Genomic DNA, 26,441 nt, shown 5'->3' with positions numbered 1-26,441 from the left:
GGCCGCTGCTGGACGTGCCGGGGGAGGAACGTCGTGGGCATGGAGTTGCCGGCCGAACTGCAATGGCTGGAGTGGATCGTCGGGAGTGACTGGCCCGAGGGCGACGAGGACGCCCTCTGGCGGCTCCGGGACGTCTGGGCCGAGGCGGCCCAGGGCGTGCAGGCGGTGCTCGACGACGGCAACGGCGCGTCGATCGACGTGCTCGGCGCTGTCGGCGGTGAGCTGGCCGACCACTTCACGCAGTACTGGGCGAAGTACAGCGAGGGCGAGGAAGCCTACCTGCCCAAGCTCGTCGCGCTGTGCGAGTCGATGAGCCAGCTGTGCGACCAGACGGCCGTGCAGATCGAGTTCGCGAAGTACCAGTTCATCTTCGCCCTGATCGTGCTGGCCCTCCAGATCGCCTACTACCTGGCGATGGCCGCGCCGACGTTCGGCGCCTCCACCGCGGCCATCCCGGTGGCCGAGGTCGCCACCCAGTCGTTCATCCGGATCATCGCCCAGAACGTGATCCGGACGATGGTCTTCATGATCGTCCAGAACCTGGTGGGCGACATCGCCATCCAGCTGATCCAGCTCGGCGAGGGGCACCGCACCGAGTTCGACACGTCGTCGCTGGCCGGCGACGTCATCAACGGCGCCATCGCCGGCGCCGTCTTCGGTGTCGCCGGCGGCGGTGTGCACATGGGCGCGTCGAAGTTCCTGCCCAACTTCACCAAGAGCTTCCTCGGCCGGGTCACCACCGGCGCCGCCGGCAACGCGTTCGGGGCGCTGGGCCTGGCCGCGGCCACCGGCGAACCGCTCACCTTCGAGTCCCTGGCCAAGCAGGCCAGCGCGGGCGCCTTCATGGGCGCGACGAATCTCGGCGGCCACGGCTTCGTGCGCGACGAGCACGGCCCCCTCACGACCGGTGGCGAGCACCTGACCACGGAGACCGGCCCGCACCGCCCGGGGGCCGAGGTGACCGAGGTGAGCACCGGGCGCGGCGAGACCGACCCGGCGAACGCCGAGACCGGTCTGGTGCAGCCGAGCCCGGAGCACATCATGAGCGTGCTCGGTGGCGAGACGACGACCACCACCAGCACCTCGGCGCACCCGACGACCTCGACCACGCACGAGACCGGCTACGTCCCCGGCGCGACGCACGAGACGACGTTCCGCCCGGTCGCCGACACGACCTCGATGCCGGCCGGCCACACCACCGTCGAGACGACCGGCACCGGCCACGCGGCGACCACCGGCCACCCGGCCACGACCGCCGTGACCACCGAACACGCCGGCACCACCGGGCGTCCCGGTACGACCGAGCACGCCGTGACGACCGAGCACGCCGTGACGACCGAGTACGCCGGCACCACCGGGCACCCGGCCACGACGGAGCGCCCCGCCACGACCGAGCACCCGGTGACGACCGAGCGCACGGCCACCGGCAGCCACGAGCCCGGTGTCACGCTTGCCGACGCCGGCACCACCTACGCGCCGGAAGCGTTCGTCGCCCCCGGCAGCGGCCGTGCGGAGCCGGCCCGGGTGGAGCCCGCACGCACCGAGCCCACGACAACCCCGGCCGCGGCCGTACCGCCGGGCGTGGTGCACACCGGCTACGAAGCGGCGGGCGGCGCGACGGCGGGCACCCGGCCGGGCGCCACCGTGCCCGGGCCGCGCGCCGAGACCGGCACGCACACGACGCCCACGATCGAGCGCCCGGCTCCGGTCGAGCGCCCTCCGTCAACCGACCGCCCGGCATCGACCGACCGCCCGGCATCGACCGACCGCCCTGCGCCCACGGAGCGCCCGGCGCCGGTCGAGCGTCCGGCCCCGGCCGAACACCGGGCGCCGGGCCACGAGCAGCCGGCCCCGGCCGAGCCGCGGACCGCGCACGAGCCGCCGCCGGCGACCACGGAGCCCGTGGGTGCGCACCGGGGCGCCGAGGAGTTCGCCTCCCGCGGTGCCGAGCACGAGCCGGCCTGGTCGAACGAGGAAGGCCGGACGCTCGACGCCGAGCAGAACCGGGCCGCCGACGCGGCGCTGACCCACGCCCGGGACTCCGAGCCGGCCATCACCGAGCGGATGCACACGCTCGTCGACGAGGTCGGGCGGGCCACCGGGGTCCGCGGCGAGCTCCTCGGCGAGGACCACCGGCTGAAGGACGAGGAGTCCTTCAAGCGCAAGCTCGCCGACGAGGTACACAGGAAGCCGCAGCTCGCGATGGCCGAGCACCTGGCGGACATGAAGGACACGGTCCGATACACCATCGGGTTCCCCGAGGAGCACTACCAGGCCGGCGCCAAGGCGACGATCGAGTACCTCACCGAGACCATGGACGGCGACCGCCACCGCTTCGAGCCGGTGAAGTTCAAGAACTTCTGGGGCGCGGAGGAGGGCTACGTCGGGCTCAACTCCTTCTGGCGCGACAACGCGACAGGGCACGTGTTCGAGGTCCAGATCCACACGGCCGAGAGCTTCGTCACGAAGAGCGAGACGCACGACCTGTACAAGGTGATGCGCAGCGGTGACGAAGACGACCCGCGAGTCATGGCGGCCAAGGTGGAGCACAACGCGCGCTTCGCCGAGGTCCGGCGGCCGGAGGGGGCCGCCGAGCTGGGCCTCAGCGAGCACGGCCGGCAGCGCATGGAGGCGGAGCAGGGCCGCGCGCAGGACGAGGTCGCCGCCAAGGTCGCGGCCGAGCGCGAGCGGACAAGCGGCGTCCCCCCACCCGAGCACGTCGACCGCGGCACCCCCGCCCCCCACGGCGAGCACGACCAGCCCGCCCGGCACGGCGAGCACGACCAGCCCGCCCGGCACGGCGAGCACGACCAGCCGGCCCGGCACAGCGAGCGTGAGCAGCCGGCCCGGCACGACGAGCACGACCAGCCGGCCGTGCGCGACGAGCACGAGCAGCCGGCGCCGGAGCGCGAGCCGGACGGCGCCGAGCAGTTCATGGACCGGGGCGGCCCGCACTTCGTCAGCGACGAGACAGCGATGCACCTCGTCCGCGACCACGTCCGGGAAACGCCCGCAGGCTACGACTTCTACCGCCCGGGCGACGGGATGCACGCGGTCGCCGAGGCGTACGCGCCCCGCCCGGGCGAGGTCGTGCTCGACCTGCACGGCTCCCGGCACGGCTTCGTCATCGACGGCCGGACCCTCACCGGCGAGCAGTTCGCCCGCGCGGTCGACCAGTTGCGGCTGGAGGGCCGCATCCGCATCGGCGAGGACCAGCAGTTCCGGCTGGCGTCGTGCGACACGGGCCAGGGCGAGCACCCGCCGGCCGCCGAGTTCGCGCGCGAGTCCGGGCGCGGTGTCGTGGCGCCCACCGAGCGGTTCTGGAGCAACCTGCGCGGCGAGGAGCTGGTGACCTCGGGAGTCCGCCAGGGCACGCGCTGGATCCCGGCCGACCCGCCCAACGGCCGCTGGCGCTCCTTCGGCCCGGACGGCGCGGAGCGGCCGATGCCCGCCCGGCCGGAGCCGCCCGCCGCTCGCCCGGAGCCGCCCGCCACCCGCGTGGCCGAGCCCACCACCGAGCCCCGATCACCGGCCCGGAACGGCGAGGAACCACAACACCAGCCGGTCCGGGAGCCCGAGGAGCACCGCCCGGCCGACGAGACCCGGGACCGCGACGAGGCCCGGGACCGCGAGGAGACCCGCGACCGCGACGAGGCGGCCGAGGAGACCGGGGCGCCGCCCGAGGCCGTCGAGCATCCGCCGGTCACCTGGGACGAGGTCGCCGACCGGCTGCCGGCCGACGACTCCGGCTACCAGATCACCCCGCACGACGCCGAGTTCCTGGGCATCACGCCCGAGGCCGTGCGCGACTGGGCCAACCGGGACGCACCGCTGGGCATGACCCCCGAGCGGTTCGAGCAGTTCCGGGGATCGCTGTACGAGCGGATGGCGATCGACGGGCTCCGGCCGGAGCAGATCGACGCCCGGCTGCAGGGGTCCTCGGCGAACTTCTTCTCCGGCCCGCACAAGTCGCTGCCGGAGATGGCCGCGATGCCGGAGGAGTCGGCCCGCCGCTACCAGGAGTGGCGCGGTGACGCCACCGAGCACCCGCTGCGCCGGCCGTTCGACTCGATGCACCGGCTGGGGCTCGAGCCCGAACCGAGCGACTACGACGTGCAGCTGTCCTCGGACGCCATGCTGGCCAAGGCCGAGCAGATCCGCCAGGAGCGCTTCCCGCAGCTGGAGCTCACCCACCCGAAGTACGGCTTCGTGACCAAGGAAGTCGCCAAGGCGGCGTTTCCCGAGCTGTACCGCTGGGCCGAGGAGCAGAGCGCGTCGCTCGGCCGCGAGGTCGCGCCGGCGGTGTTCGGCAGCGACGGCCCGGCCGATCACAGCGCCACGGGCAAGCCGTCCTCCCACTTCCGGCCGACCGACTGGATGCTGGAGCCGCCGGCCGAGCACCCGGCGGGCACGGAGCACCCGGCGGGCACGGAGCACCCGGCCGGCCACGACCCGGCGCATCCCGGCGAGCCGCGCGCCGCCGAACCGCATCCCGGCGACCGCGACCCGGGCGACCGCGACCCGAGCGACCGCGATCCGGGCGGGTTCGTCGACCGGGGCCAGTTCGACCCGCTCGAACAGCCGGTGCGCCAGAGCACCGACCAGGCGACGTTCCGCTACGAGGACTTCCACCAGCACGAGCAGTGGCAGGCGCTGACGCACGAGCACGAGCGGCGCATCGGCGCATTCATGGCCAACCACCCCGATGCGATCGCCGCGGCCCGCTCGGCCGTCACCGAGCTGCGCACGGCGATGGAGCGGCTGCACGCCGTGCTCGAGCCGGGCACGCCCCGGGAAGCGATCGCCGACCGGGTGGAGCGGATGTTCTTCTCCGACGGCCACCCGGAGAGTGCCGGCCAGGTGGGCTGGGAGCGCGGCCGCGAGGCGATCCTGACCGGCCAGCACACCGCGGCCGAGCCGACGAACCTGCGCGAGCTGATGACGGCCTACTACAACGCCGCCTACGGCAACTGGAAGGGCACCTTCGTCGACCTGGTCGTGCAGGCGGCGGAGGCGGAGCGGCAGGGGAAGGTGAACCTGGACCTGGTCCGGGACGTCGTGAACGTCGACCTGGTCCGGAACCTGGCGGGCGAGGGCCCGCTGGAGCTGGGAACGGCGCTCACCGAGCGCGCCGTGCGGGAGCACGCGGCCGCCGTCGACGTGCACGCGGCCCGCCAGGAGCAGCACACGATCGCCGTCGCCGAGCACGCGGCGGCCGTGCAGGCCCGTGAGGCCGCGCACGCGGAGTTCACGAACGCCCGCGCGGAGCACGAGGCCGCCCGCCGGCAGCACACCGCCCGCCAGGAAGACCACGCGACAGCCCTCGAGGAGTACGTGGCGGCCCGCGAGGAGCATGCGGCCGCCCGGGAGGAGCACGCCGCCCGCGACGACGAGGCGTCGGCCCGCCGGGTGGAGGAGGCCGCCCGCCGCGAGGGGCAGGCGGCTCGCCGCGAGGAGGAGGCCGCCCGCAACGCGGAACAGGCGGCCCGCCGCGAGGAGGAGGCCGGCCGCCGGGAGGAGGAGGCCGCCCGCGACCGGAAGGAGGCCGCTCGCGGCGCGCGGGAGGCCGCGCGCGCCGAGGCGGAGGCCGGTCGCCGCGTGGACGAGGCCGCGCGGGCCGAGGAGCGGGCCGCGCGCCGGGCGCAGGACGCCCCGCGCAGCGTCGAGGAGTTCGAGCGCAGCCGAGCCGACCGCGACAACCGCACGCAGCCCGGGCAGGTCAGCACGCGGGAGAGCTACGAGCGGTGGGGCGTTCCGCTCAGCACACGCGAGATGGAGTACCAGGCGAAGTACCTCGGGCATCCGCTCGAGCCCGGCACGCCGCTGCTGATCCGGGAGGGTGCGGCACTGCACGAAATGCGCGGTGAGTGGACCGAGCAGATGCGCCGGGCCGGCTTCCCCGCGGTCGACGGCGTGTCCGGCACCACCGCGCGCATGCTCGTCGCCTACGAGCTGATGCACCCGCCGGGCGAGCGCCCGGCCGGGGAGCCGAGCCGCGGTGACTTCCTGGCCGGCCTCATGGGCTGGATGCTGCCCGGACCGGATCACTCGATGGCGGAGATCATGCTGGGCGCCGACCTGGTCGGCGCCGGGGGTATCGAGCCGATCCACGCCGAACACCCCATGACACCGGCGGAGCTCTACCGCTCACTGCCGCTGGACCTGGACCAGCTGCGCAGCTTCATGCCGGGCGAGCAGCTGCCGCACGAGGCGGTCTACCTCCACGAGGCCGATGCCGGGCACTTCTCCGAGGCCACCCCGGAGGTGCGGGCGAGAGCCCAGGCGCTGTACGACTCGTTCCACAACCTGGACGAGGCGGCCGTCAAGACGTGGCTGCGCAACAACAACATCCCGATCACGGAGGATGCGCTCAACGCCGTCCACCGGCTGACTCCCGCGCACGTCCTGGCCGTCGCCGTCTACACCGGACACGCCTACTCGCTGCTGAACGCGACGATCCGCGAGATCCACGATCCGACGCTGGCGAGCACCGAAGGGCTCACGGCGAAGTTCAAGGTGGCCGCGGAGCACCATCTGGAGAACCTGGCCAACGGCGATCCCCGGCAGGCCCCGGCGATCCTGCGGGAACTCTTCGGTGAGGTCCGCGAGCACGATGCGGCGCCACCTACCGACCACGACGGTGCGCCGGTGGGTGACCACGCGGACGCGGCGGCGGGCGGGGAGCCCCGCGGTGTCGCCCACCCCACCGAGCTGGCGCGGCGCTACATCGACGCCGAGCGGGCGCTCGAAGCGGTGAAGCGGACCGGCGACCTCGATGCACAGGCGGCGGCGCAGCGCGAGCTCATCGCCGCACGCGAGGCGGTCGACGCGAAGGTGGCCGAGGCGCTGCCCCGCCTGGCGGCCGAGATGCGCTTCCACGCCGACATGATCGCCGACGCGATCGGGCGGCTGCCGGCCAGCGGCCACCCGGACAACCCGCAGTACACGTACCGGGGCGACGGCCTCAGCGCGACGGCCAAGGCCAAGCTGTACGGCACGCCGGAGCACCCGGAGGGGCAGGCGACGCAGGTGGTGAGCACCAGCCGGAGCCTCAACCAGGCGACCCGGTTCCTGGAGAACGAGACAGACCCGCAGCCGGCGATGATCATGTATGAGCTGACCGGCCAGTCGGCCCGCGACATCACCAAGTTCTCGCTCTTCCCGCAGCAGCAGGAGGCGGTGCTGCTACCGGGCGTCCGGATCCAGCGCGTCGAGTTGGACCGGCTGCCGCCGGACGCGGAGCCGAGGCTGCGGGCCGAGGCGGCGAAGGTGCGTGCCAAGCTGGACGAGCTGGGACATCCGAACGTGAAGATCATCGTGATGCGGGAGGTGCCGCGTGACCCTGCCGGATAGTCCGGACGCCGAGCTCCACGCCCGGCTGTGGCCGTCGGCGCGCGGCTTTGCCCCGGGCAGTGGTGAGGCCACCTACGTCCAGCTGCACGAGCTGCTGCTCGGCCTGGCCGGGCGCCTTCCGGACAGCGACGTCATCTCGCTGCGGGACTCGGTCGTGACCGACCCGTTCGGGACGCCGGGCGGGATCGCCTTCGCCGCGCTGCGGGCGCACGTGCCCCTCACCCGGCCGGAGGTCAACGCGATAGTCGAGATCTCCCGGGCGCTGCGGGTGCCGGGCGGTGACCCGCCGCAGCTGGACAAGCTCATCCTGACCGACACCGTGACCGACGGCGGGCACCGGTTCGGGGCGCGGCCGGGCGTGGCGCAGGACTTCACCGACCAGTCCGCGGCCATCGCGTTCATGTACGAGAAGGGTGCGCAGCGGATGTGGCGGGCCTGGCGGGCCGACCCGGACGGGCCGCGCCGGATCTTCCTGGCCACTGTCGCCCCGGGCACGGCCGCCTGGCGGCTGACCCGGATCATGCAGCGGGACCTGGCCCAGACCCGGGCGATCCGCGTCGAGGAGGCTGCCGACGTGGTGCCGACCGTCGAGATCTTCTTCCCGGACTGGGAGCCGGCGCCGTATCACCGCAACGCGCTGGAGACCGCGGAGCTGCTGTGGTCGCGCGAAGGGGGCCGGACGGCGAAGTGATCACCGACCCGGAAGCCCCGTCCCCGATGGCCTTCGCCGGCCAGGTCATCCACCCGGGCCCGCCGGCGCTGCGCGAGCGCTACCCGGACGGGGTCCAGATCACGCCGTACGGTGTGCCGGACTGGATTCCGTACGCGCGCCTGCTCGGCGAGCTGCCACCGCCACCGCAGGGCCTCGGCTGGGACGAGGCGCGGGTGCTGGGGGTGCAGACCGCCAACGCGCTCGGCCGGCGCAGCGGCGACCCGCTCTGGGGCGCGGACGAGGCGCACACGCCGACCGGCTGGACGTGGGCCCGGCTGCCGCTGACCCGCCAGATCGCGCTGGTGCCGATCGAGCTCTACGGGGCGTTCCGGCACGTCGGCGGCGTGAGCACCAGCGGCAACGACCGGCGCCGGCGCGGCGTGTCGGGCACCGAGGGCGTGCAGCCGCGCTGCCGCATCGAGGGTGAGCTCACCGAGGACGTGGTGCTGGCCATCGAGGACGAGATCGGGCGGCCGCTGCCGGGCGCGTACCGGGAGTTCCTCGTCGCCACCAACGGCGGGCGGGCGAGCGTGCCGGCGGTACACCCGAAGGCGGGGTTTGTCGTTGATCAGCCGCTGTTCGGGTCGGCGCCGGCCGGTGGGGACCCGTTCACCGACCTGGTCCAGCAGCACCTCATGCAGCGCGACCGGATCGAGGCGGGGCTGCTGCCGATCGGGTTCGTGCAGGGCGGGCTGCTGGTGCTCGGGCTGGAGTACGGCACCGTGTCCTATCTGGACGACGACGACCCGGCTGACCAGCAGGGGTACGGCCCGGACGCCATCACCCGCAACCTGCTGCAGTGGCTGGAGCCGAGCTTCGCCGCGTTCTGGTCGGCGCTGCGGGCGGTGCCGGCTTCGCTGCAGGAGACCGCCGAGCGGCACGCCGCCGAGGGATGGGCCCGCATCCTGCCCCATCCGCAGCTGGGCCGCAGCCTGCCGGCGGACCGGCGCGCCTGACCGGAGCAACGATCACCGCCGCACCGGTCCGGACCTTGGGCTGCACCTGCGGTGACGGCCCTCGGCCCGCGGCTTCCGCCCGCCCGGCGCCGATGCGCTGTGCGTGAAGGTCCACGAGTTGCCGGCCGGGACGACCGGCCGCCTGCCCACCGAGCCCCGGTGACGCGCTGCGGCCGGGGCCCGGCCGGGAGGGTGCCGGGACGCCTCAGGCGCCGTCCCAGACGTGCGTGTTGTTGATCTCGTTCTGCTTGTAGTTGCCGTGGGCCGAGCCCACCAGCGCGCCGGTCTTCGCCAGCACGGTGTTCAGGTCCGCGATGGCCTGGTCCCACTGCGCCTGGTAGCTCTGGTAGGCCTGCTGGTCGGTGCCTTCCCAGGCGATCCGGGCGAGCCGGCCCTTGAGGTCGGCCAGCTTCTGCTCGATGCGCTGCGAGATCTGGATGATCTGCGCCTCGCCGTCCTGCAGCGCCTGGTAGTTGACGTAAACTTCGCCGTCGCTCATGCGCGGTTCCTCAGCCTCTCTCGTGCGTCGCTCAGGACGGGTTGATGCCGGCGATGATGGAGTTGACGGCCGCCTGCTGGTCGGCGTCGGTCTGCTGGTGCATGCCCGCAGACTTCTCCAGCGCGTCGGCGATGCCGTCAAGGGCGAGGAGCACCCTGCCGATGTCCTGCTGCCACTGGCCGGCCAGGCCCTGGAACGCGGTGGCGGCGGCGCCGCGCCAGCCGCTGAGCATGTGGGCAACGGTCCCGTCGAAGGCCCGGATCTCGCCGTTGACCTCCTCCCGGACCCCCCTGACGTCCTTTGCAGCCTGATAGAGCGTGGTGAAATCCACGCTGCTCGTACCGCTCATACCTCCGCCCTTCTTCCTGTCGACGCACGGCGTCTGCACACCGGCCGGGTGGCCGCGAGGTCGCCATGGTCTCCGCCGTCCGTGGGTGGCGGCACAACCCCGTGCATTGTCTGCTCAAAACGGTAGCCGATGGAGGCCATTTCGCGCTGACCCCATTTACACCGGTCTACCCACCCTCTGCTGCTGTTTTGGTCACACCGGGTCCACCCATGCGGTCTGGATCAGCTCCACCTGATCGGTGTTGCGGACCAGGAAGCCGCGCCCGGGCGGCTGCTGGCTGGGCCGGAGGTTGCCGAACAATACACCCTCCTCCCGGTTGCCCGACATCTGCAGGCCAGGGGCGTTGATCTCGCGCAGCCGCTGGATGACCGGCTCGAACAGCGCCCGGGCGGCGCCGCCGGTGCGGCGGGCGACGATCAGGTGAAGGCCGACGTCGCGGGCCTGGGGCAGCAGGTCGACGAGCGCCGCGACCGGGTTGCCCCCGACGCCGGCCACCCGGTCGTAGTCGTCGATCAGCACGAACACCTCCGGCCCCTTCCACCAGCTGCGGCGGCGCAGCTGCTCGGGGGTCACGTCGGCACCGGGCAGCCGGTTGGTGATGGCCTGGCGGACCGAGTTGAGCGTCTCTGTGAGCGCCTGGCTCGACGGAGAGTAGGCCAGCACGTACTCGTTGGGGAACGCGCCGAGCAGGCCGCGGCTGAAGTCGCCGATGACGAACTTGACCTGGTCGGGGCTGTGCCGGGCGACGAGGGACTGACCGATCAGCCGCAGCAGGTTGGTCCGCCCGGAGCCGGAGTCGCCGAAGACGATCAGGTGCGGGTCGACGTCGAAGTTGAGGTGCACCGGCGCCAGGTGCGTCTCGTTGAGCCCGATCGGGATGCCCGGCTGCGCCGGGTCGGCGATGCGGGCCAGGTCGGCCGCGGGCAGCAGGCGCGGCAGGAGCCGTACCTTCGGCGCCGGCGCGCCGGGCCACGCCTCCGCGATGCGCTGCACCATGTCGGCCACGCCGTCGGACAGGTCGCCCGGGCGCTGCTGGCCGTCGATGCGCGGCAGCGCCGAGAGGAAGTGCAGCTTGTCGTGGGTCAGGCCGCGTCCGGGCACCTTGGGGACGTTGTTCGCGGCGCGCCTGTCGATCTCGGACTCGTTGTGGTCGCCGAGCTTCAGCTCGATCTTCGTGCCGATGAGGTCGCGCAGGTTGGAGCGGACCTCGGCCCACCGGGTGGCGGTGAGGACCACGTGCACCCCGAAGCCCAGCCCGCGGGCCGCGACCTGGTTGACGACCGGGAGCAGCTCCTCGTGCTCGTCGCGGAACAGCCCCCAGCCGTCCACGACCAGGAACACGTCGCCGAACGGGTCGTCGGTGACGGCGCCCGAGGCCCGGCGGGCCCGGTAGGCGGCCATCGAGTCGATCGCGTGCGCGGTGAAGCGGGCCTCGCGCTCGTCGAGCAGCGCGGCGACCTCGGCCACCGTCCGGCGGATCGACTCGGTGTCGCGGCGCCCGGCCACGCCGGAGGTGTGCGGCAGCCCCTCCAGGGAGCGCAGCGTGCCGCCGCCCAGGTCGATGCAGAAGAACTGCGCCTCGAGCGGGGTGTGGGTAAGCGCCAGCGAGGCGATGAGCGAGCGCACCAGGGTGCTCTTGCCGGCCTGCGGGCCGCCGACGACCACGACGTGGCCGCCGGCGCCGTCCAGGCTCAGCCCCATCGGGTCACGGCGCTGCTCGAACGGCCGGTCCACGATGCCGACCGCGGCGATCAGCCGGCCGTTGCCGTTCCAGCCGGCCGGCGTCAGCCCGCGGGCCGGGTCGGCCGACAGCGCCGGCAGCAGCATGTCGAGCGTGGACGACTCGGCCAGCGGCGGCAGCCAGACCTGGTGCGCGGCCGGCCCCTGGCCCTGCAGCTTGCTGATCATCACGTCCAGCATGGTGATCTGCTTGCCCTCGGCCTGCTCCGGCTGCTCCGGCTCGACCGTCTTGGGCAGCTCCGGCACGGCGACCCGGCCGACGCCGTACGGCACCACCCGCTGCTGCACCTGGACCTGGGCGGCGCGCGTCTTGGTGACCTCGCGGTAGGGGCCGGAGACGTACGCGGCCCGGAAGCGCAGCATTGTCGAGGAGTCCTTGAGGTACCCGTGCCCGGGCGGGTTGGGCAGGTCGAACGCGTCCGGGACGCCCAGGACGATCCGGCTCTCGATCGGGGTGAACGTGCGCAGACCGATCCGGTAGGACAGGAAGGTGTCCAGGCCCCGCAGCTTGCCCTCCTCCAGCCGCTGCGAGGCGAGCATCAGGTGTACCCCGACCGACCGCCCGATTCGCCCGATCTGCAGGAAGAGATCAATGAAGTCCGGCTTGTCCTGCAGCAGCTCGCTGAACTCGTCGCAGATCACCATGAGGCTGGGCAGCGGGTTCAGGGGTGCGCCGGCCTTGCGCGCCTTCTCGTACTCGTGCCGGTTGACGAAATTGCCCGCCGACAGCAGCAGCTCCTGGCGGCGCACCAGCTCACCGCGGATGGCCTCCTGCATGCGGTCGACGCGGGGCAGGTCGTTCTTCAGGTTGGTGATGACGGCGCTGGTGTGCGGCAGCGCCTCCATCGAGGCGAACGTCGCACCACCCTTGTAGTCGATGAGGACGAAGTTGAGGTCCTCCGAGGAGTGGTTGACGGCCAGCGCCGACACGATCGTCCGCAGCAGCTCGCTCTTGCCCGCGCCTGTCGCGCCGACCACCAGGCCGTGCGGGCCCATGCCCTCCAGCGCCGACTCCTTGAAGTCCAGCTCCACCACCGAGCCGTCCGGCCCCGGGCCCAGCGGCACCCGCAGCTGCTCGCGCAGCGGCCGGGGGCGCCAGTTGATCCGGGTGTCGATGTTCGCGGCGTCGCCGAGGCCGAGCAGGTCCGGCAGCTCCATGGTGCGGGCCAGCGGCTCGTCGGCGGTGGCCTGCTGCGACAGCCGATACGCCGACAGCTGGCGGGCCAGCCCCTCGGCCTGCTGGATCGTCATCGCGTCGGGCGTGCCAAGCGACGTGCTCTTGGTGCCCTGGCTGACGTGCGCGGAGCCGGGGGAGACGGTGAGGTGCAGCAGCCACTTGCCGGCGTCGCGGGGGACCATGCCGGACAGGTCGAGCACCGTGGTGCCCTGCAGGCCCGGGCCGAGCAGCTGGCAGGTCGGGGCCACCTCGCCGCCGTCGAGGACCACCAGCACGTGGGCGGCCGTGGTCAGCGGCTTGGCCTCCGAGCGGTGGCGCGGCCGGCCGGCCAGCTCGTCGGCGAGCATCTCCTCCATCTCGGTGAGCGTGGAGGCGACCAGGCGGACCGGCCCGGCCCCGTCGACCTGGCGCGGGTTCTGGGCGTGCGGCAGCCACTTGACCCACTGCCACTCGCCCTGGCGCTCGGGCGCGGCCACCACCGCGATCACCAGCTCCTCGGGCGCCTGGAACGTCACCAGCTGGCCGACGAGTGCCCGGGCCAGGGCGGTCGTGGTGGGCCGATCGCCCTGCAGCACGACCCGGCCGAACGCCCGCAGCGACACCGCGATCGGCAGGTTGGGCACGATGGAGTGCGCGCGCACGAACCGGCGCAGGCCGATGGCGCTCATCGGCTCCAGGTCCGCCAGGGGCTTCGTCTCCGGCGTGACAAGCTTCACGGCCAGCTTCTGCGGCCCGACGGCCACCCGGACCTGGCCGAAGTCGTCGTCGGTGCTCCGCCGCTCCCACATCCGCCGGGACGCGGCGATCGACCACAGCGCGTCAGGCGGCGGATACAACCAGGCGAGCGCGGCCCGCTGCTGCGCGGCCGCGCGCCGGGCCTGCCGGCGCACCTGGGCCAGGTAGCGCATGTAGTCGCGGCGCTCGGCGTCGATCTCGGCCTTGCTGTTGCCCCCGCCGCCCGCGGCCATCGAGCCCACGCCCATGCCGAGCATCGACACGGCGAAGATCGCGCCGGTCACGTACGTCATCATGCCGCCGCCGCGGCCGGCGTACATGAACGCCATGGCGCCCGCGCCGGCCACCATCGGCAGCAGCATCAGGAGCCGGCCCGCCCCGCCCGGCAGGTTCTCGGGCAGCTCCGGCGGCGACTCCAGCAGCAGCTCACCGCGGGGCAGCTGAGGGCCCTGCTGCCGGGGCGGCCGGCCGAAGATGACGGTACTCACGATTCCCTCCCTGGTCAGGCCCGTGCGTGACAGTCTGACCGGCGTGCCGTAACCATGACCCGGGGGCCCCTGGACGAAGGCCGTTCTGGGTACGCTCTGCCTGACATCGAGTGAGCCTAATAGTCCTGACGAAGAAGGAGTGCCCCTCGTGCCGACCGTTGCCGGCGGCGGGCTGAGCAAGGTCACGATCGTGGCCCCGCAGAGCCGGGTCGACCTCGCCCTTCCGGCCGACGTCCCCCTCGCCGACCTGCTGCCCACCCTGCTGCGTTACGCCCGGCCCGACCTGGCCGACGAGGGCGTCAGCAACGGTGGCTGGGTGCTGTCCCGGCTGGGCAGTCTGCCGCTCGACTCGTCGCGGACCAGCGCCCAGCTGGAGATCCGCGACGGCGAGCTGCTGTACTTCACGCCCCGCGCCCAGGCCGCGCCCGAGGTGGTCTTCGACGACGTCGTCGACGCCGTCGCCACCGGCACGCAGGAGCGGGGCAGCCGCTGGCAGCCGGCCAACGCCCGCCGCTTCGCCCTCGGTCTCGGCGTGTGCGCGCTGCTCGCCGGCGCGCTCGTCGCGCTGGCGGCGGGGCCGCCGCAGCTGCCGGGCGCGCTGGTGGGTCTGGTCGTCGGGGCGGCGCTGGTGCTGACCGGGATGATCACCTCCCGGGCGCTTGCCGACAGCCGCTCCGGCGTCGCGTTCGGTCTGGTCGGCATCGTGTACGGCGGGATCGGCGGGCTGCTGGTGCTGGCCGGTGACCGCTCGCTCACCCACCTCAGCGCGGCGAACGTGCTCATCGGCGGCGCCGCGGTGGCCGTCTTCGCCAGCATCGCCGCGGTCGCCGTGGCCGACGCCACACCGGTGTTCCTGGCCGCGGCGGCGGCCGGCGTCGCCATCTGCATCGGCGCCGCGATCGACCTGGTCTTCGGCGGCAGCCCCGCGGCCGGTGCCGCCGTGGTCTTCGCCCTGGCCTTCGCGCTGCTGCCGGCCACGCCGATGCTGTCCTACCGCATGGCCCGGCTGCCGATCCCGACGGTCCCCACCGACCCGGAGGAGCTGCGGGCCGACGCCACCACCGTGGACGGGCAGCGGGTGCTGGAGCGCAGCCGGCGGGCCGACGAGTTCCTGACCGCGATGCTCGGCTGGGTCGCCGCCGTCGGCCTGGGCGCGGCCGTCGTCCTCGCCGTCAGTCACGCCGTGCCCGATCTGATCCTGTGCGCCGTTCTGGCGCTGCTGCTGTTGATCCGGGCCCGCTGGTTCCTCGGCCTGAGGCAGCGGCTGCCGCTGCTCATCGCCGGCTCGGCGGCGCTGGGTGCGGTGGCATTGGCCGGGTTCCTCGCCACGTCCGCGATGCAGCGCCTCACCCTGGTCCTCGGGACGCTCATCGTGCTGGCGATCATCAGCGTCGGCTTCGGCCTGGCCGGCGCCGGGCGGCGGATCAGCCCCGTCTGGGCCCGGGTGCTCGACATCCTGGAGACGACGCTCATCGTCTCCGTGGTGCCGCTGGTGCTGTGGGTCTGCAACCTCTACGCCTGGGTCCGCTCGCTCAAGGCCTGAACGCCCGCCCGCCGCGCCCGCAGCGGCGCACCGCTCGCGCCGGCGGTCAGCGCGAGCGGTGCGGCGCCCCGAAGAAGTGCGTCTCCACGCTTGTCGGGGTCAGCCAGACGTAGCGATTGGCGCCGCCGCCGACGAGCGCCACCATGTCGTCGTGCATGGCCTGGATCAGGCCCGCCGTCCGGTCGTCCATCCGCAGCAGGCCGACCTCCTCGGGGGCCAGCCGCTGGGTCATCAGCAGCGTGGCCGAGCCGGCCACCACCGCGCCGGCCGGGGTCAGCCAGGGCAGCACGGTGAGCCGGGTCTGCCAGGGCGTCAGGGTCCCGCGGGCGGCGGGCGCGTAGGGGCCGAGGTCGTCGATGAGCAGCATCGGGCTCGACCAGCTGGCGGCCGCCTTGACCGGCCGGTCACCGACCATCACGGCCAGCCGGTCGGAGCCCTGCACGGCCCGCACGAGGGGGTGCCAGCGATCGGGGGCCGTCGTGTTGACCGCGACCAGGGCGCCCACCGCGAGCGCCCGGAAGGCCACAAGCGACGCCAGCCACCAGCCGCCGATGAGGGTGGCCCGGACCGGGTCCTCGCGGAACAGCCGCACCGGCACCAGCTCGCGCTCGACACTGCGGCCGAGCACCAGCCCGGCCGGGTCGGCCTGGACCCGCAGCCAGGCCAGCTGCTCGGCCGCGCCGAGATGGGTGCCCGCGCCGGCGCCGACCGGTCCCGCGCTCATGCTCCGCCTCCCGTCGGGCAGGTCGCGTAGACGGCGGGCCCGTGCTCGTCGTCCAGCCGCCGCACCCGGCCGCCGGCCCGGCGGGCCTGCTCCTCGACGGCCCGCCCGGCGTTGCCGATGCCGCCCGGAGGCGCCCCGATCCGGATCAGCCCGCGCAGCCCGACCTCGCCTTCGGCCGGGCTGACCAGCACCGACACGCTCACGAGGGACGCCGGCAGGTGGCTGAAGCCGGTGAGGAACTCCGCCGGGTGCCCCGACGGCCACTCGGTGACCTCGAAGCACACCTGCGACAGGCCGTCGGCCTGCCAGGACTGTGCGTGTTCGGCGCCGGGGCCGGCCGCACCGCCGATCGCGCCGCTGACCGCGTCGAGCAGCTCGAGCCCGTCGAGGACCCGGTGTGGCACGTCGACCTCGGACAGGGCCTTGCCGATCCGGGCGATGCTCGTGGCCAGCGCGCGGTGCACGCCCTCCACGCCGCCACCCCGGCTGGCGGCCGCGTCGGCGGCGTCCGCCGGGCCGAGCCGCACCGCGACCCAGATCGTCTGGTCGGCCGGCACCGGGTCGTTGCCGAGCAGCTCACGGTAGGACTGGGCGACCGCGGCGCCGGCGAGCTCGCGCGGCGCGGGCAGCGCACAGGTGACCACCTGCATCCGGGAGACCGGCACCGACGTCTCGGAGAGGACCCGGGCCAGGCGGTCCAGCGAGAACGAGGCCCGCCGGGTGCCGTCGAGCGAGGCGAACGGGGCGACGACGAGCGCGCAGTACCAGCCGTGCTCGTCCTGGCCGATGCCGATGTCGCTGCCCCGGTCGTGAAACTCGCCGATCGAGGCGCCGGGGGCGAGCGCGGCCAGCGCGACGAGGCGGGTGTCGCCGCTGCGGGTCGCCACACCCATCGCCCGGCGGGCGGCCTGGCGCCGGACTCTCAGTGCGCCCCGGCGCCGCAGCTGCGTCAGCCACCACCGGCCGCCGATGCGGACGGAGACGGCCAGCAGCAGCACCACCGCGGCCGCCCCGCAGACCACCTTGAGCAACGGGTCGGCCACCAGCACGGCCAGCGCGATGGCCAGGAGCGCGACCTGGGCGAGCATCACCCGGCCGATCGGGAAGTCGCCGAGTCCGCCGCGCCGCCGCCGGACGGCGAAGACCGTCCGCGTTGCCACCCGCTGTCGCGGAACCGAGGCCACCGTCGCCATCCGCTGCCTTTCGCGTCACACCGCCCGGCCGCAGTGGCGATCCGGGTCCCCGCACCCTATCGTCCGGCACCTATCCTAAGGGGACCGTGCCGATCTGCGGCGCCAGCCCAGCGCGAGGCAAGTGAGGAAGAGGCTGCATGCGTACTCGCAGTGAGCAGGTCCGGGCGCACCGTTTCGTCACGCGGCGAATCGTGTCGGCCCTGCTTTCCGGCGAGCCGGAGACGACCGATCTGCCCATGCGCCGGCTCGGTCTGGCCATCTTCGGCAGCGTCATGCTCGCCACCATCGTCTTCGCGGCGTTCGGCATCTACGGGCAGATCAACCCCGGCGGCGGCTCGGTCGAGGAGAACTCGATAGTCATCGAGGAGGAGTCCGGGGCCCGGTTCGTCTACCTGCAGGGCCGGCTGTACCCGGTGCTCAACTACGCCTCGGCCCGGCTCATCATGGGCAGCGCGACCCCGAGCGTCTCCACGGTCTCCAGCAAGAAGCTGCGCGACATCCCGCGCGGGGTCCCGGTCGGCATCGCCGGCGCGCCCGACTCGCTGCCCGACGCCAAGTCGCTGCTGGGGCTGCCGTGGCAGGTGTGCGAAGGGCCACGCTCGGCCTCGACCGCGACGCTCACCACGTCGCTGCTGATCGGCAGCGCCGTCCCGGACGGCGCCGGGCTCGGCGACGAGGGCATGCTGATGCAGCTCGGCACCGACGGCGCCACGTTCGTGCTGCTGCACGGGGTGCGGCTGAAGGTGCCGGCCGGGCAGTCGAGCGGCCCGGTCCGCGCGGCGCTCAACCTCTCCGCGGTCCGGCCGGTGGTCGTGGACGACGCGTTCGTCAACGCGCTGCCCGCCGGCCCCGATCTGGCCGTGCCGGTGATCCCCGGCAAGGGCGGGGCCAGTCAGAAGAAGATCAGCGGCGCATCGGTACCCGTCGGCACGCTGTACCGCAGCAACAACGTCTACTACGTCATGCTCGCGCAGGGCCTGGCCACGATCGGTGAGGTGACGGCCGACCTGCTGGTGGCCGGCGGCGCCGCCCGCCCGACCGAGCTCGCCCCGGCCGTGGCCGGCGCCGCGCTCGCCAACGTCGACTTCGACCCGCCGGGCATGCCGCGCACGCTGTGGACGATGCGCCAGGTGCCGGCCGGCACCACCGTCTGCGCGAAGTTCGCCGCCGGCCAGTCCGACCCGGCCGCGCAGACCCTGACGGTCGACCTGCACGGCCAGATCCCCGGCGCCCTCGCCCAGATCACCAACGGCGACGTCAGCGCGCCCCGGAACGGGATCGACGGCGTGCTGAGCGCCGACCGGGTGGTGATCGCGGGCGGGCACGGCGCGCTGGTCCGGCTGCTGCCGGTCCCCGGCTCGGACGCCGTGACCACGGTGTACCTGATCACCGACCAGGGCATCAAGTATCCGCTGGCGGCCGGGCCGAAGTCCGGCGACGGCGGTGCCGGCTCGTCCGGCGGGGGTGCGCAGGCGTCGCTCGGGTTCGGTGAGGTGAAGCCGGTGCCGATCGACCGTGACCTGCTCGCGCTGGTGCCGACCGGGCCGACGCTCGACCCGGCGGCCGCGCTGAGCTTCCTGCCCGCGGGCAACGTGGCGGCCACCCCGTCGGTGCGTTCGTCGGGCTGACCGGCGGGCCCCGCGGCGGCCGGGAACGGGGCGGCGCGGATGGGCGCGCATCGATTACTCTGGGCAGCGTACGAGTGTGTTTATGATGTGCGACCGACGGCTACGGGGGTGGGACGGTCATGCCAGGCGAAGGCTCATCGATCAACATGATCTCGTTGGGCGAGTTCAACACCCGGCTCGCCGGGCGGTTGAGTGAGGCCCGGACGGTGCTGACGAGTCTGCAGCACGACGCGACGCTCACCTCGGGCGGCATCGTCAAGGTGCCCCAGCTCGGGACGTTCGACGACGCGGTCAAGGCCGAGCAGGCCTACACGGCGCTGTACCACCAGTTCGAGCAGCGCGTCCAGCAGCTGCACAACGCGATCACCGCCGCCCAGAAGGCGACGACCACGATCGCGGCCAACTACCACACCACCGAGTCGCTGAACGCGGCTCAGGCCAACGAGATCAAGGGCGCCCTCTCCACCGTGCCCACGGCCCTCGGGGAGCAGCCGTGACCGAAGACTTCCACGCCAAGTACGCGGGCGTGAGCCACGAGCAGCTGTACCAGCAGATCATGGCCAGCGACCCCGAACAGGTCGCCGCGGTCGCCGCGAAGATCACCTCGTTGCGCAACACGCTCGGCACGCTGCGCGACACGCTGCACGCCGACCTGGCCGGCCTGCACAAGAGCTGGGCGAGCGACGCCGGCATCGAGTATCAGCGCCGCCTCGGTCTCATCGCGGACTTCGCCTCCAGCCTGCACGCCGACATGGACTCGGTGCAGACCACCCTGACCAACTGGGTGCCGCTGCTGAAAGAGGCCCGCACGCAGGCGGAGAAGGACAACCCGGCGAAGACCGACGACCACGACAAGACCATCAAGGACGCGGCCATCGGCGCCGCCATCGGCTCCCCGCTCGGCCCGCCCGGGATGGTGGCCGGCGGCGTCATCGGCGGCTGGATGGGTCACGACGAGGACGAGGAAGAGAAGAAGAAGGCCCACGACCGGATGGTGCAGATCGTCACCGACCTGGCCGTCGGCTACTACACCACCGACCGCATGCCGGACGAGGTGACCGGCCCCGAGGAGGGCGTGCCGGTCGACACGACGAACGTGCTGACCGACACCACGACCGGCCCCGGCACCAAGGCGGTGCACGCCGGCCCGGCCGGCACCAACGCCGCCACCTTCACCGCCGCCCCGGTCGTCGACCCGACCGAGACCAGCACGGTCACCAGCCTCTCCGGCGCCGACGACACGACCGGCGCGATCCCCGACCCCGACGCCGACGCCGACTCCCTCGTCTACGGCAGCGGCCTGTCCGGCACCGGCGGCTCGCTGCTCGGCGGCCCGGGCGGCATGACCGCGGCCGGCCTCGGCGCGGCCGCCGCCATCGGCCTCGGCGCCTACGGCGCGAGCAAACTCCCCTTCGGCGCCGGCGCCGGCGCCGGTGCCAACCTGGCCAACGCGGAGGCGGCCGGCGGCATCGGCCGCCCCGGCAACCCGTTCTCCGGTGTCCCGTCCGGCATGGCCGAGGAGGGCAGCCTGGGCATCAACCGGGGGGCCCGGGGCGGCCCGGGCGGCGCCGCCGCGGCCCGCCGCGGCCTCGAGGACGAGGACGAGGAGCACCGCACCTGGCTGACCGAGGACGAGATGGTGTGGGGCGACGACCTGCCCAACGCTCCCGCGGTCCTGGGCGGCGCCGACCCGGCGCCCGAGCCCCCGGCGCCGCGTCACGCCCGCCCGCCGCAGCAGCGGCAGCCCGGCTACGACGAGGACCCGACCGTCTACTGAGCCCCCGGCCCCGCGCCACGCACGCCGGCCCCGGTCCGACAGCTGTCGGACCGGGGCCGTTGTCAGTCGGCGCCGCGATGGGGGCCCGGCCGGGCCGCCGCCGCACGCGGCTGCCCGGGCCCGGACGACATGCGTCAGGGGGCCTTCCAGACCGCCTGGCCGGCCGCGGTGTTGAGGGTGACCGTGCCGTTGTCCAGGACCTGCAGGTAGGTGGCGGCCCGGCCGGTGGTCTTCGTGCTCCAGAGCGCTGTGGTGGAGCCGGTACCGCCCTCGTAGACGACCAGGTTGCCGTCGGCCTGCATCCGCAGTGAGGCGCCGGGGTGGCCGCCGGTGTTGCTGCGCCAGAGGACGGCCTTGGCCGCGTTCTGCAGGACCAGGTTGCCGTCGGGCTGCATGAGGAGCGTGAACTGGCCGTTCGGCGCCGCGCGGGACTGGCCGGCCAGGAGGCGCTGGCCGGCTGTCAGTTTGGTGGTGCCGTCGGTCGCGGTGCCCCAGACGACTTTGCCGCCGACGGTGAGCGCGAGGTTCCCGTCGGTGTTGAGCACAGCCGCGGCCCCGCTGCTGCCGAACGTGCCGGAGGACCACAGCGGCTGCTTGTCGGCGCCGTACACCACCAGGTTGCCGTCGGACTGCATCAGCGTGTAGGCGCCCTGGTGGCCGCTGGTCTGCGCATTCCAGACGACCTTCTTGCCGGCGTCGGTCACGACCAGGTTGCCGTCCGCGTTCTGGGCCAGGGAGAACCGGCCGTCGGACGATCGGCGCTGCTGGCCGGCGTTGAGGGCCTGCCCGGGGTACAGCCGCGTCCGCTCGTTTCTGCTCGACCAGACCTCCTGCCGGTCGGCCCGCGTCATCGTGGCGGTGCCGTCGTCGCGGACCTGGAGCAGCGCGCCCTGGCCGTTGACGGAGCTGCGCCACAGCACGGTGCCGCTCTTGGCGTAGACGACGAAGTCCCCGGTGCGGTCGAGGCTGGCCGTCGCGCCCGGGTTCGCCGAGGTCTGCGAGGACCACTGCACGCGCTTCGCCTCGTCGGCCAGGACGAGGTTGCCGTCCGGCTGCTGCGTGAGGGTGTACTTCCCGTTCGCCGACCGCAGCGCCTGCCCCGCGGTGAGCGCGAATCCGGGCTCGAGCTGGGCGGGCGGCGTCGAAGCACTCGGCAGCGGCGACGCGATGTCCCGGTTGCCGCCCGCAGCCGGCGACCCGGCACCGCTCTGCTCGGCCCCGGCCGACGACTGCGGCCCCTGCACGGCGGCCGACGACGGCGTGCCGTCATCCGAGCCGCGCAGCACCACGACCGCCACCACACCGGCCACCACAGCGACGGCGGCCCCCGCCGCCGCCAGCACCAGCCCGGTCCGCCGGCGCCCGCCCGCGACCGGAGCCCCCGGCGGCCCGAACACCGGCGGCGGCGCAGCGACCGGCGGCGGCGGACCGTAGGCCGGTGGCGCGGCCGGTGCCAGCGGGACCGGTGGTGGCGCGGCCGGTGGCAGTGCGATCGGTGGGGCGACCGGCACGACCGGGTGCTGGGCGGTGGGCGCGTCGGCCGGGTTGACCGGGGCCGGCTCGGCGACCGGGGCGTCACCCCCGGCGACGTCTCCCGGCGGAATCGCCCACGGCGACCACTCGTTGCCGTTCGCCCCCATGCCGCCAGCCTCACAATCCATGTCGGGGCGGCCCCGGTGAGCCGCCCCGAATCGGGTCACCGATCGAGAACCGTAACGGATGGCGCATCCGGGCGGCGGCCCGGAGCAGGTCCGCCGCGCGATCGGGCGGGCCACCGGTTCGGTCGATAACGGTCATGGCGTCACCGACGGTACGGTCGAGCCGACGGCCGGTCATCCGGTTCGTGGCCGGAAGGGAGCAGATGAGCGAATCGCCCAGGGACGTGCTGTCCTTCCTGGCCGGGTCCGGCCTGCTCGACGTGCGGGTCCGGGAGGCGGCCGCCGCCGTGCTGCGCGATCTGCCGGCCGAGGGCGGGGCGGGCCGGGTGTCTGACCCGGCCGAGGCGGCCCGGGGCCGCGACCTCGCCCGCCGGATCGTCGAGCGGCTCGACGACCCCGCGTTCCCCGATGACCTGACGCCGCTGCGCGGCCTCGACGACGCGGCGCTGCGCCGGCTGCTCGACCGGCTCCTGGAGCGGCTGCTCGACCGGGCCCGGCCCGACGCCGCGCTGCACCTCGCGGTCCGGCGCATCGCCGCGGTGGCCGAGGTCACCGGGGGCCTCGCCGGGATGCCGGCGATCGACATCGACGCGGAGCCGCGGGCCGCCGGCGCCGCGCTGTCGTTCGTCGCCGCCGACGAGGTGCTGCTCACCATGGACCGCACGGAGCTGCCCCGGATGCTGCCGGCACTGGCCCGGGTCGCCCCGCACGTCGGCCGGGTCGACACCGACGTCGCGGTGCGGCTCGGCCCGGACTTCCGCCATCTCGCCGTCGTGCGCGCCGAGGCCCGCGGCGCGAGCCGCGCCTGGGAGTGGGGCCCCGCCATCTTCGACCCGCAGGCCGACGGGGAGGTGCTGCCGGCCGCCGGGGACGACCGGCCGCGGGCGCCGCGGATCGCCCACCCGCTGCTCGGCGCGCCGGCCCAGGTCGAGGCGGCCGTGCCGTTCTTCCTCGAGGTCGGGCTGTCCGCGGCCGACACCTCCGCCGGTGGCACCGTCGCGCCCGGGCCGCTGACGCTGCCGCCCGGTGACGTCGACGTCACCGTGAGCCTGAGTCTCAACGGGTTCCGGATGCTCGGCACCGTGCGCGAGACCGTGACCCTGCACGTCGTCGAGGACGATCCGCTGCCCGTCGAGGCGGTGCGGATCATGGCCGTCGACGACCCCGCCTACAACGCGAGCCGGCAGATCCAGGCGAGCTTCCACATCGGCGGCCAGCTGCTCGGCGTCGCCTGGCGCAGCGTCGAGGTCCGGCCGGCCGGCACACCGGCGCCGGCCGAGCCGCACGGGCTGCGCGCGGCCGTGGCGCCGGCGAGCGCGACCACCGCGTGGACGCTCGACGCCGACTCGGCCGACGCCGCCGACCTCTACCTGGTGGTCGGCGAGGCCAACCGGCCCGACCAGCTCGCCTGGACGGTCCTGTCACCCCGGCCCGGCGTGACGCTGCGCCAACCGGTCCTCGGCACCGTCGGGCAGAAGCTCGGCGAGTTCACCGCCAACGCCTACCGCAACATCGACCGGCGGCAGGCCGACCCGGACGCGCTGCTGCGGGACCTGGGCCGGACCGTCGCCGAGGCGATCCCCGAGCCGGTCTGGGGCGCGCTGCGCGCGGTCGGCGCCGGGGCGGCGGTGATGCTGGCGACGGTCGACCCGTATGTGCCGTGGGAGCTCGCCCAGGTGCCCCGCGACCTGCGCGAGCCCGGCCAGGACGTCCTCGGCGGCTACGCCCGGATCGGCCGGTGGCTCACGGGTGTCGGCCGCGACCAGGTGAAGGTGCCGCCGGCCCGGATCGAGGCGGCGACCATGGCCGCCGTCTGCGGCACCTACACCCGCGAGGACCTCCCGAAGGCCCGGGCCGAGGCCGAGCAGCTGCGGCGGGCCTACACCTGCACCCCGGTGGACGCCACGAAACAGGCGGTGGCCGCCCTGCTGGACGCCGATCCGGCGTACGACATCGTGCACTTCGCGATCCACGGCCGGTTCGACGCGTTCGGGATCAGCGACGGGCTGCTGCTCACCGACGGCTACCTGACCTCCAGCGAGGTCGGTGGGGTCGAGCGGTTCGGGGGCCGGCTGGTGTTCCTCAACGCCTGCCAGCTCGGGCAGGCCAACGACTCGCTGGGCCGGTCGGCCGGGATGGCGGCCGCGTTCACCGGCCTGGGGGTCGGGGCGGTGCTCGCGCCGCTGTGGAAGGTCGATGACGACGTCGCGTACGACATCGGGACCGGCTTCTATCAAGCGGTGTTCGCCGGGCAGTCTCCGGCCGCCTACCTGCGCGGCCAGCGGGCCGCCGCCGGGCGGCACCCGTCGCGCCTCGCGTACCTGTTCTTCGGCCATCCGCGGCTGCGTGTCACCTGGCGCGGGCCCGTCAACCCCATGGAGGATCGGCAATGAGGTCGTTCGCGCCCGGTGAGGTGGTGCTGCTGCCCGGCGTCACCATCGCCGCCCACGAGACCTCCGGCACCGTGTCGGACCCCCAGGAGGCCGGGCCGGGCGGGGTCCGCGGCGGCGGCCTGCCGGTCGGCCTGGACGCGGACGACGCGGCCCGGCTCGACGCCGCGCTCGAACGCACCGGGCTGCGCCTCGACCTGACCCTGACGTTCGAGGACCTGCAGTCCACGGCCGCGCCGGCCATCGGCGTGCGGGCCGAGGCCCAGCCGGCCCGGCTCGACGTCACCGTGCCGTTCCCGGACCGCCCGGACGAGGGCCAGGTGCTGCTCGAGGTCGACGGCGCCGGGGTCCTGCGGTGGCACATCGCCGAGCCGGACGGCGCGGCCGGACCGGCGCAGCGCGGGCCCGGGGACGGGCAGACGTTCGCGGTGCCGGTCGAGCAGTACGAGCTGCAGACCGGGCCGGCGACCCAGCGCGGGCTGCTCGACTTCGGCCGCCGGAAGATCCTGCACCTGCTGCGGTTTCCGATCGAGTGGGCGGCCGGGCGGGTCGCGGCCTCGCTCGCCCGGCGCTGGGAGGAGCGCAACCGGCCCTACGGCCTGTGGGACGCCGGCGCCGGGTACTTCGACCCGACCGCCCGGTCCGGACTGTCCATGGTGGACGCGGACTGGTTCCGCGGGGCCGACGACCCGGTGCTGCTGCTGGTGCACGGGACCTTCAGCGTCGGGCACTCCGGGTTCGCCGGCCTGGCCGCCGATGCCGACGCGATGGGGAGGCTGCTGAAGCGGTACCAGGGCCGGATCCTGGTCTTCGACCATCCGACGCTGCACGAGCGGCCGGTCGACAACGTCGCCTGGCTGCTACGGCGGCTGCCCGCGGACCGGCCGGTGCGCCTCGACGTGGTGGCCCACTCCCGCGGCGGGCTCGTGTCGCGGGTCCTGAGCGACCCCGGCGTCGCGGCGACGGCCGGGCGGCCGGTGCCGGTCGTCGAGCGGCTCGTGCACGTGGCCGTGCCCAACGCCGGCACGGTGCTGGCCCGCACCGACAAGCTGCGCGCGCTGCTCGACGTCGTGACGAACCTGGCCACCCTGTTCCTCGACGACGCCACCGGGACCGTCGTCGACGTGGTGCTGGAGATCGTGAAGGACCTCGCCACCGGTGCGCACCAGGGCCTGCCGGGCATCGCCGCGATGAGCCCGGACGGCGACTGGCTCACCGCCCTCAACGCCGGCCCGCGCCCCGGGTCGACGCGGGTGTTCGCGGCGACCACCGACTTCGAGCCCGGCGACGGCGCGGCGCTGCCCCTGCGCGCCCTCGACGGCCTGGTCGACCTGCTCTTCGCCGCGCCCAACGACCTCGTGGTGCCGACCGAGGGGGTGTACCGGGCCGGCCGGTACATCGTGGACGAGCCGTTCCATGTCGTGGGCGGGCCGCCGTTCACCGCGCACACCGGGTTCTTCGGGCATCCGCAGGTGCGGGAGCGGATCGTCGGCTGGCTGGGCGGCTGAGCGTGCACACG

The 26,441-nt window shown here is 74.1% G+C and carries 15 protein-coding genes; 9 read left to right on the top strand and 6 right to left on the bottom strand.

What is annotated here, in order from left to right; all coding sequences use genetic code 11:
* Positions 1-39 precede the first annotated feature (39 nt).
* Genes Dvina_RS30855 through Dvina_RS30845 form a run of 3 tightly spaced genes read left to right on the top strand, consistent with a single transcriptional unit; the run spans position 40 to position 9,021 of the window.
* Positions 40-7,353 (top strand): WXG100-like domain-containing protein, encoded by a 7,314-nt coding sequence (locus Dvina_RS30855; RefSeq protein WP_446682178.1) that lies wholly within the window; start codon positions 40-42, stop codon positions 7,351-7,353.
* Complete coding sequence (locus tag Dvina_RS30850; RefSeq protein ID WP_223092829.1) at positions 7,337-8,044, top strand: hypothetical protein; 708 nt, start codon at positions 7,337-7,339, stop codon at positions 8,042-8,044. Before Dvina_RS30855 ends, Dvina_RS30850 begins: the two co-directional genes overlap by 17 nt.
* On the top strand, positions 8,011-9,021 hold the full coding sequence (locus Dvina_RS30845; RefSeq protein WP_223092828.1) for an HNH endonuclease: 1,011 nt from the start codon (positions 8,011-8,013) through the stop codon (positions 9,019-9,021). The genes Dvina_RS30850 and Dvina_RS30845 overlap by 34 nt, the downstream gene beginning before the upstream one ends.
* A gap of 205 nt (positions 9,022-9,226) precedes the next feature.
* On the opposite strand, the gene Dvina_RS30840 is transcribed toward Dvina_RS30845, so the two are convergent.
* The 3 genes from Dvina_RS30840 to eccCa form a co-directional block, all read right to left on the bottom strand.
* Entirely contained in the window at positions 9,227-9,520 is a 294-nt protein-coding gene (locus Dvina_RS30840) for a WXG100 family type VII secretion target (protein ID WP_223092827.1), read from the bottom strand.
* A 31-nt stretch (positions 9,521-9,551) separates the two neighbouring features.
* The gene (locus Dvina_RS30835; RefSeq protein ID WP_223092826.1) at positions 9,552-9,869 is read right to left on the bottom strand and encodes a WXG100 family type VII secretion target; all 318 of its coding nucleotides are present in this window, start codon (positions 9,867-9,869) and stop codon (positions 9,552-9,554) included.
* Between the two features lie 192 nt (positions 9,870-10,061).
* On the bottom strand, positions 10,062-14,009 hold the full coding sequence (gene eccCa / locus Dvina_RS30830; RefSeq protein ID WP_223092825.1) for a type VII secretion protein EccCa: 3,948 nt from the start codon (positions 14,007-14,009) through the stop codon (positions 10,062-10,064).
* Positions 14,010-14,157: 148 nt separating this feature from the next.
* Here eccCa and eccD point away from each other — a divergent pair, with 148 nt between their 5' ends.
* Positions 14,158-15,552: a type VII secretion integral membrane protein EccD gene (gene eccD, locus Dvina_RS30825; RefSeq protein ID WP_223092824.1), complete on the top strand. Its 1,395-nt coding sequence runs from the start codon at positions 14,158-14,160 to the stop codon at positions 15,550-15,552.
* Between the two features lie 46 nt (positions 15,553-15,598).
* Here the strand turns inward: eccD and Dvina_RS30820 are convergent, their stop codons facing one another.
* Positions 15,599-16,276, bottom strand: a complete 678-nt coding sequence (locus tag Dvina_RS30820; protein ID WP_223092823.1) for a hypothetical protein — start codon at positions 16,274-16,276, stop codon at positions 15,599-15,601.
* The gene (locus Dvina_RS30815; protein ID WP_223092822.1) at positions 16,273-17,436 is read right to left on the bottom strand and encodes a type VII secretion protein EccE; all 1,164 of its coding nucleotides are present in this window, start codon (positions 17,434-17,436) and stop codon (positions 16,273-16,275) included. The genes Dvina_RS30820 and Dvina_RS30815 overlap by 4 nt, the downstream gene beginning before the upstream one ends.
* A 170-nt stretch (positions 17,437-17,606) precedes the next feature.
* Between Dvina_RS30815 and eccB the strand changes: the two genes are divergently transcribed.
* The 3 genes from eccB (at position 17,607) to Dvina_RS30800 (ending at position 20,874) form a co-directional block, all read left to right on the top strand.
* Entirely contained in the window at positions 17,607-19,097 is a 1,491-nt protein-coding gene (gene eccB / locus Dvina_RS30810) for a type VII secretion protein EccB (RefSeq protein ID WP_223092821.1), read from the top strand.
* A gap of 119 nt (positions 19,098-19,216) precedes the next feature.
* The gene (locus Dvina_RS30805) at positions 19,217-19,594 is read left to right on the top strand and encodes a hypothetical protein (RefSeq protein ID WP_223092820.1); all 378 of its coding nucleotides are present in this window, start codon (positions 19,217-19,219) and stop codon (positions 19,592-19,594) included.
* The gene (locus tag Dvina_RS30800; protein WP_223092819.1) at positions 19,591-20,874 is read left to right on the top strand and encodes a WXG100 family type VII secretion target; all 1,284 of its coding nucleotides are present in this window, start codon (positions 19,591-19,593) and stop codon (positions 20,872-20,874) included. Before Dvina_RS30805 ends, Dvina_RS30800 begins: the two co-directional genes overlap by 4 nt.
* 134 nt (positions 20,875-21,008) lie before the next feature.
* On the opposite strand, the gene Dvina_RS30795 is transcribed toward Dvina_RS30800, so the two are convergent.
* Complete coding sequence (locus Dvina_RS30795) at positions 21,009-22,514, bottom strand: hypothetical protein (protein WP_223092818.1); 1,506 nt, start codon at positions 22,512-22,514, stop codon at positions 21,009-21,011.
* A gap of 221 nt (positions 22,515-22,735) precedes the next feature.
* On the opposite strand from Dvina_RS30795, the gene Dvina_RS30790 reads away from it, so the two are divergent.
* Together Dvina_RS30790 and Dvina_RS30785 are read left to right on the top strand one after the other, a co-directional pair.
* Positions 22,736-24,925, top strand: a complete 2,190-nt coding sequence (locus Dvina_RS30790) for a CHAT domain-containing protein (protein ID WP_223092817.1) — start codon at positions 22,736-22,738, stop codon at positions 24,923-24,925.
* Positions 24,922-26,430: a DUF7379 domain-containing protein gene (locus tag Dvina_RS30785; RefSeq protein ID WP_223092816.1), complete on the top strand. Its 1,509-nt coding sequence runs from the start codon at positions 24,922-24,924 to the stop codon at positions 26,428-26,430. Before Dvina_RS30790 ends, Dvina_RS30785 begins: the two co-directional genes overlap by 4 nt.
* Positions 26,431-26,441 lie beyond the last annotated feature (11 nt).

Origin of the sequence: Dactylosporangium vinaceum, assembly GCF_019904175.1 — a bacterium.
Classification (GTDB): domain Bacteria; phylum Actinomycetota; class Actinomycetes; order Mycobacteriales; family Micromonosporaceae; genus Dactylosporangium; species Dactylosporangium vinaceum.
This window is presented reverse-complemented; position numbering and strand designations above follow the sequence as displayed.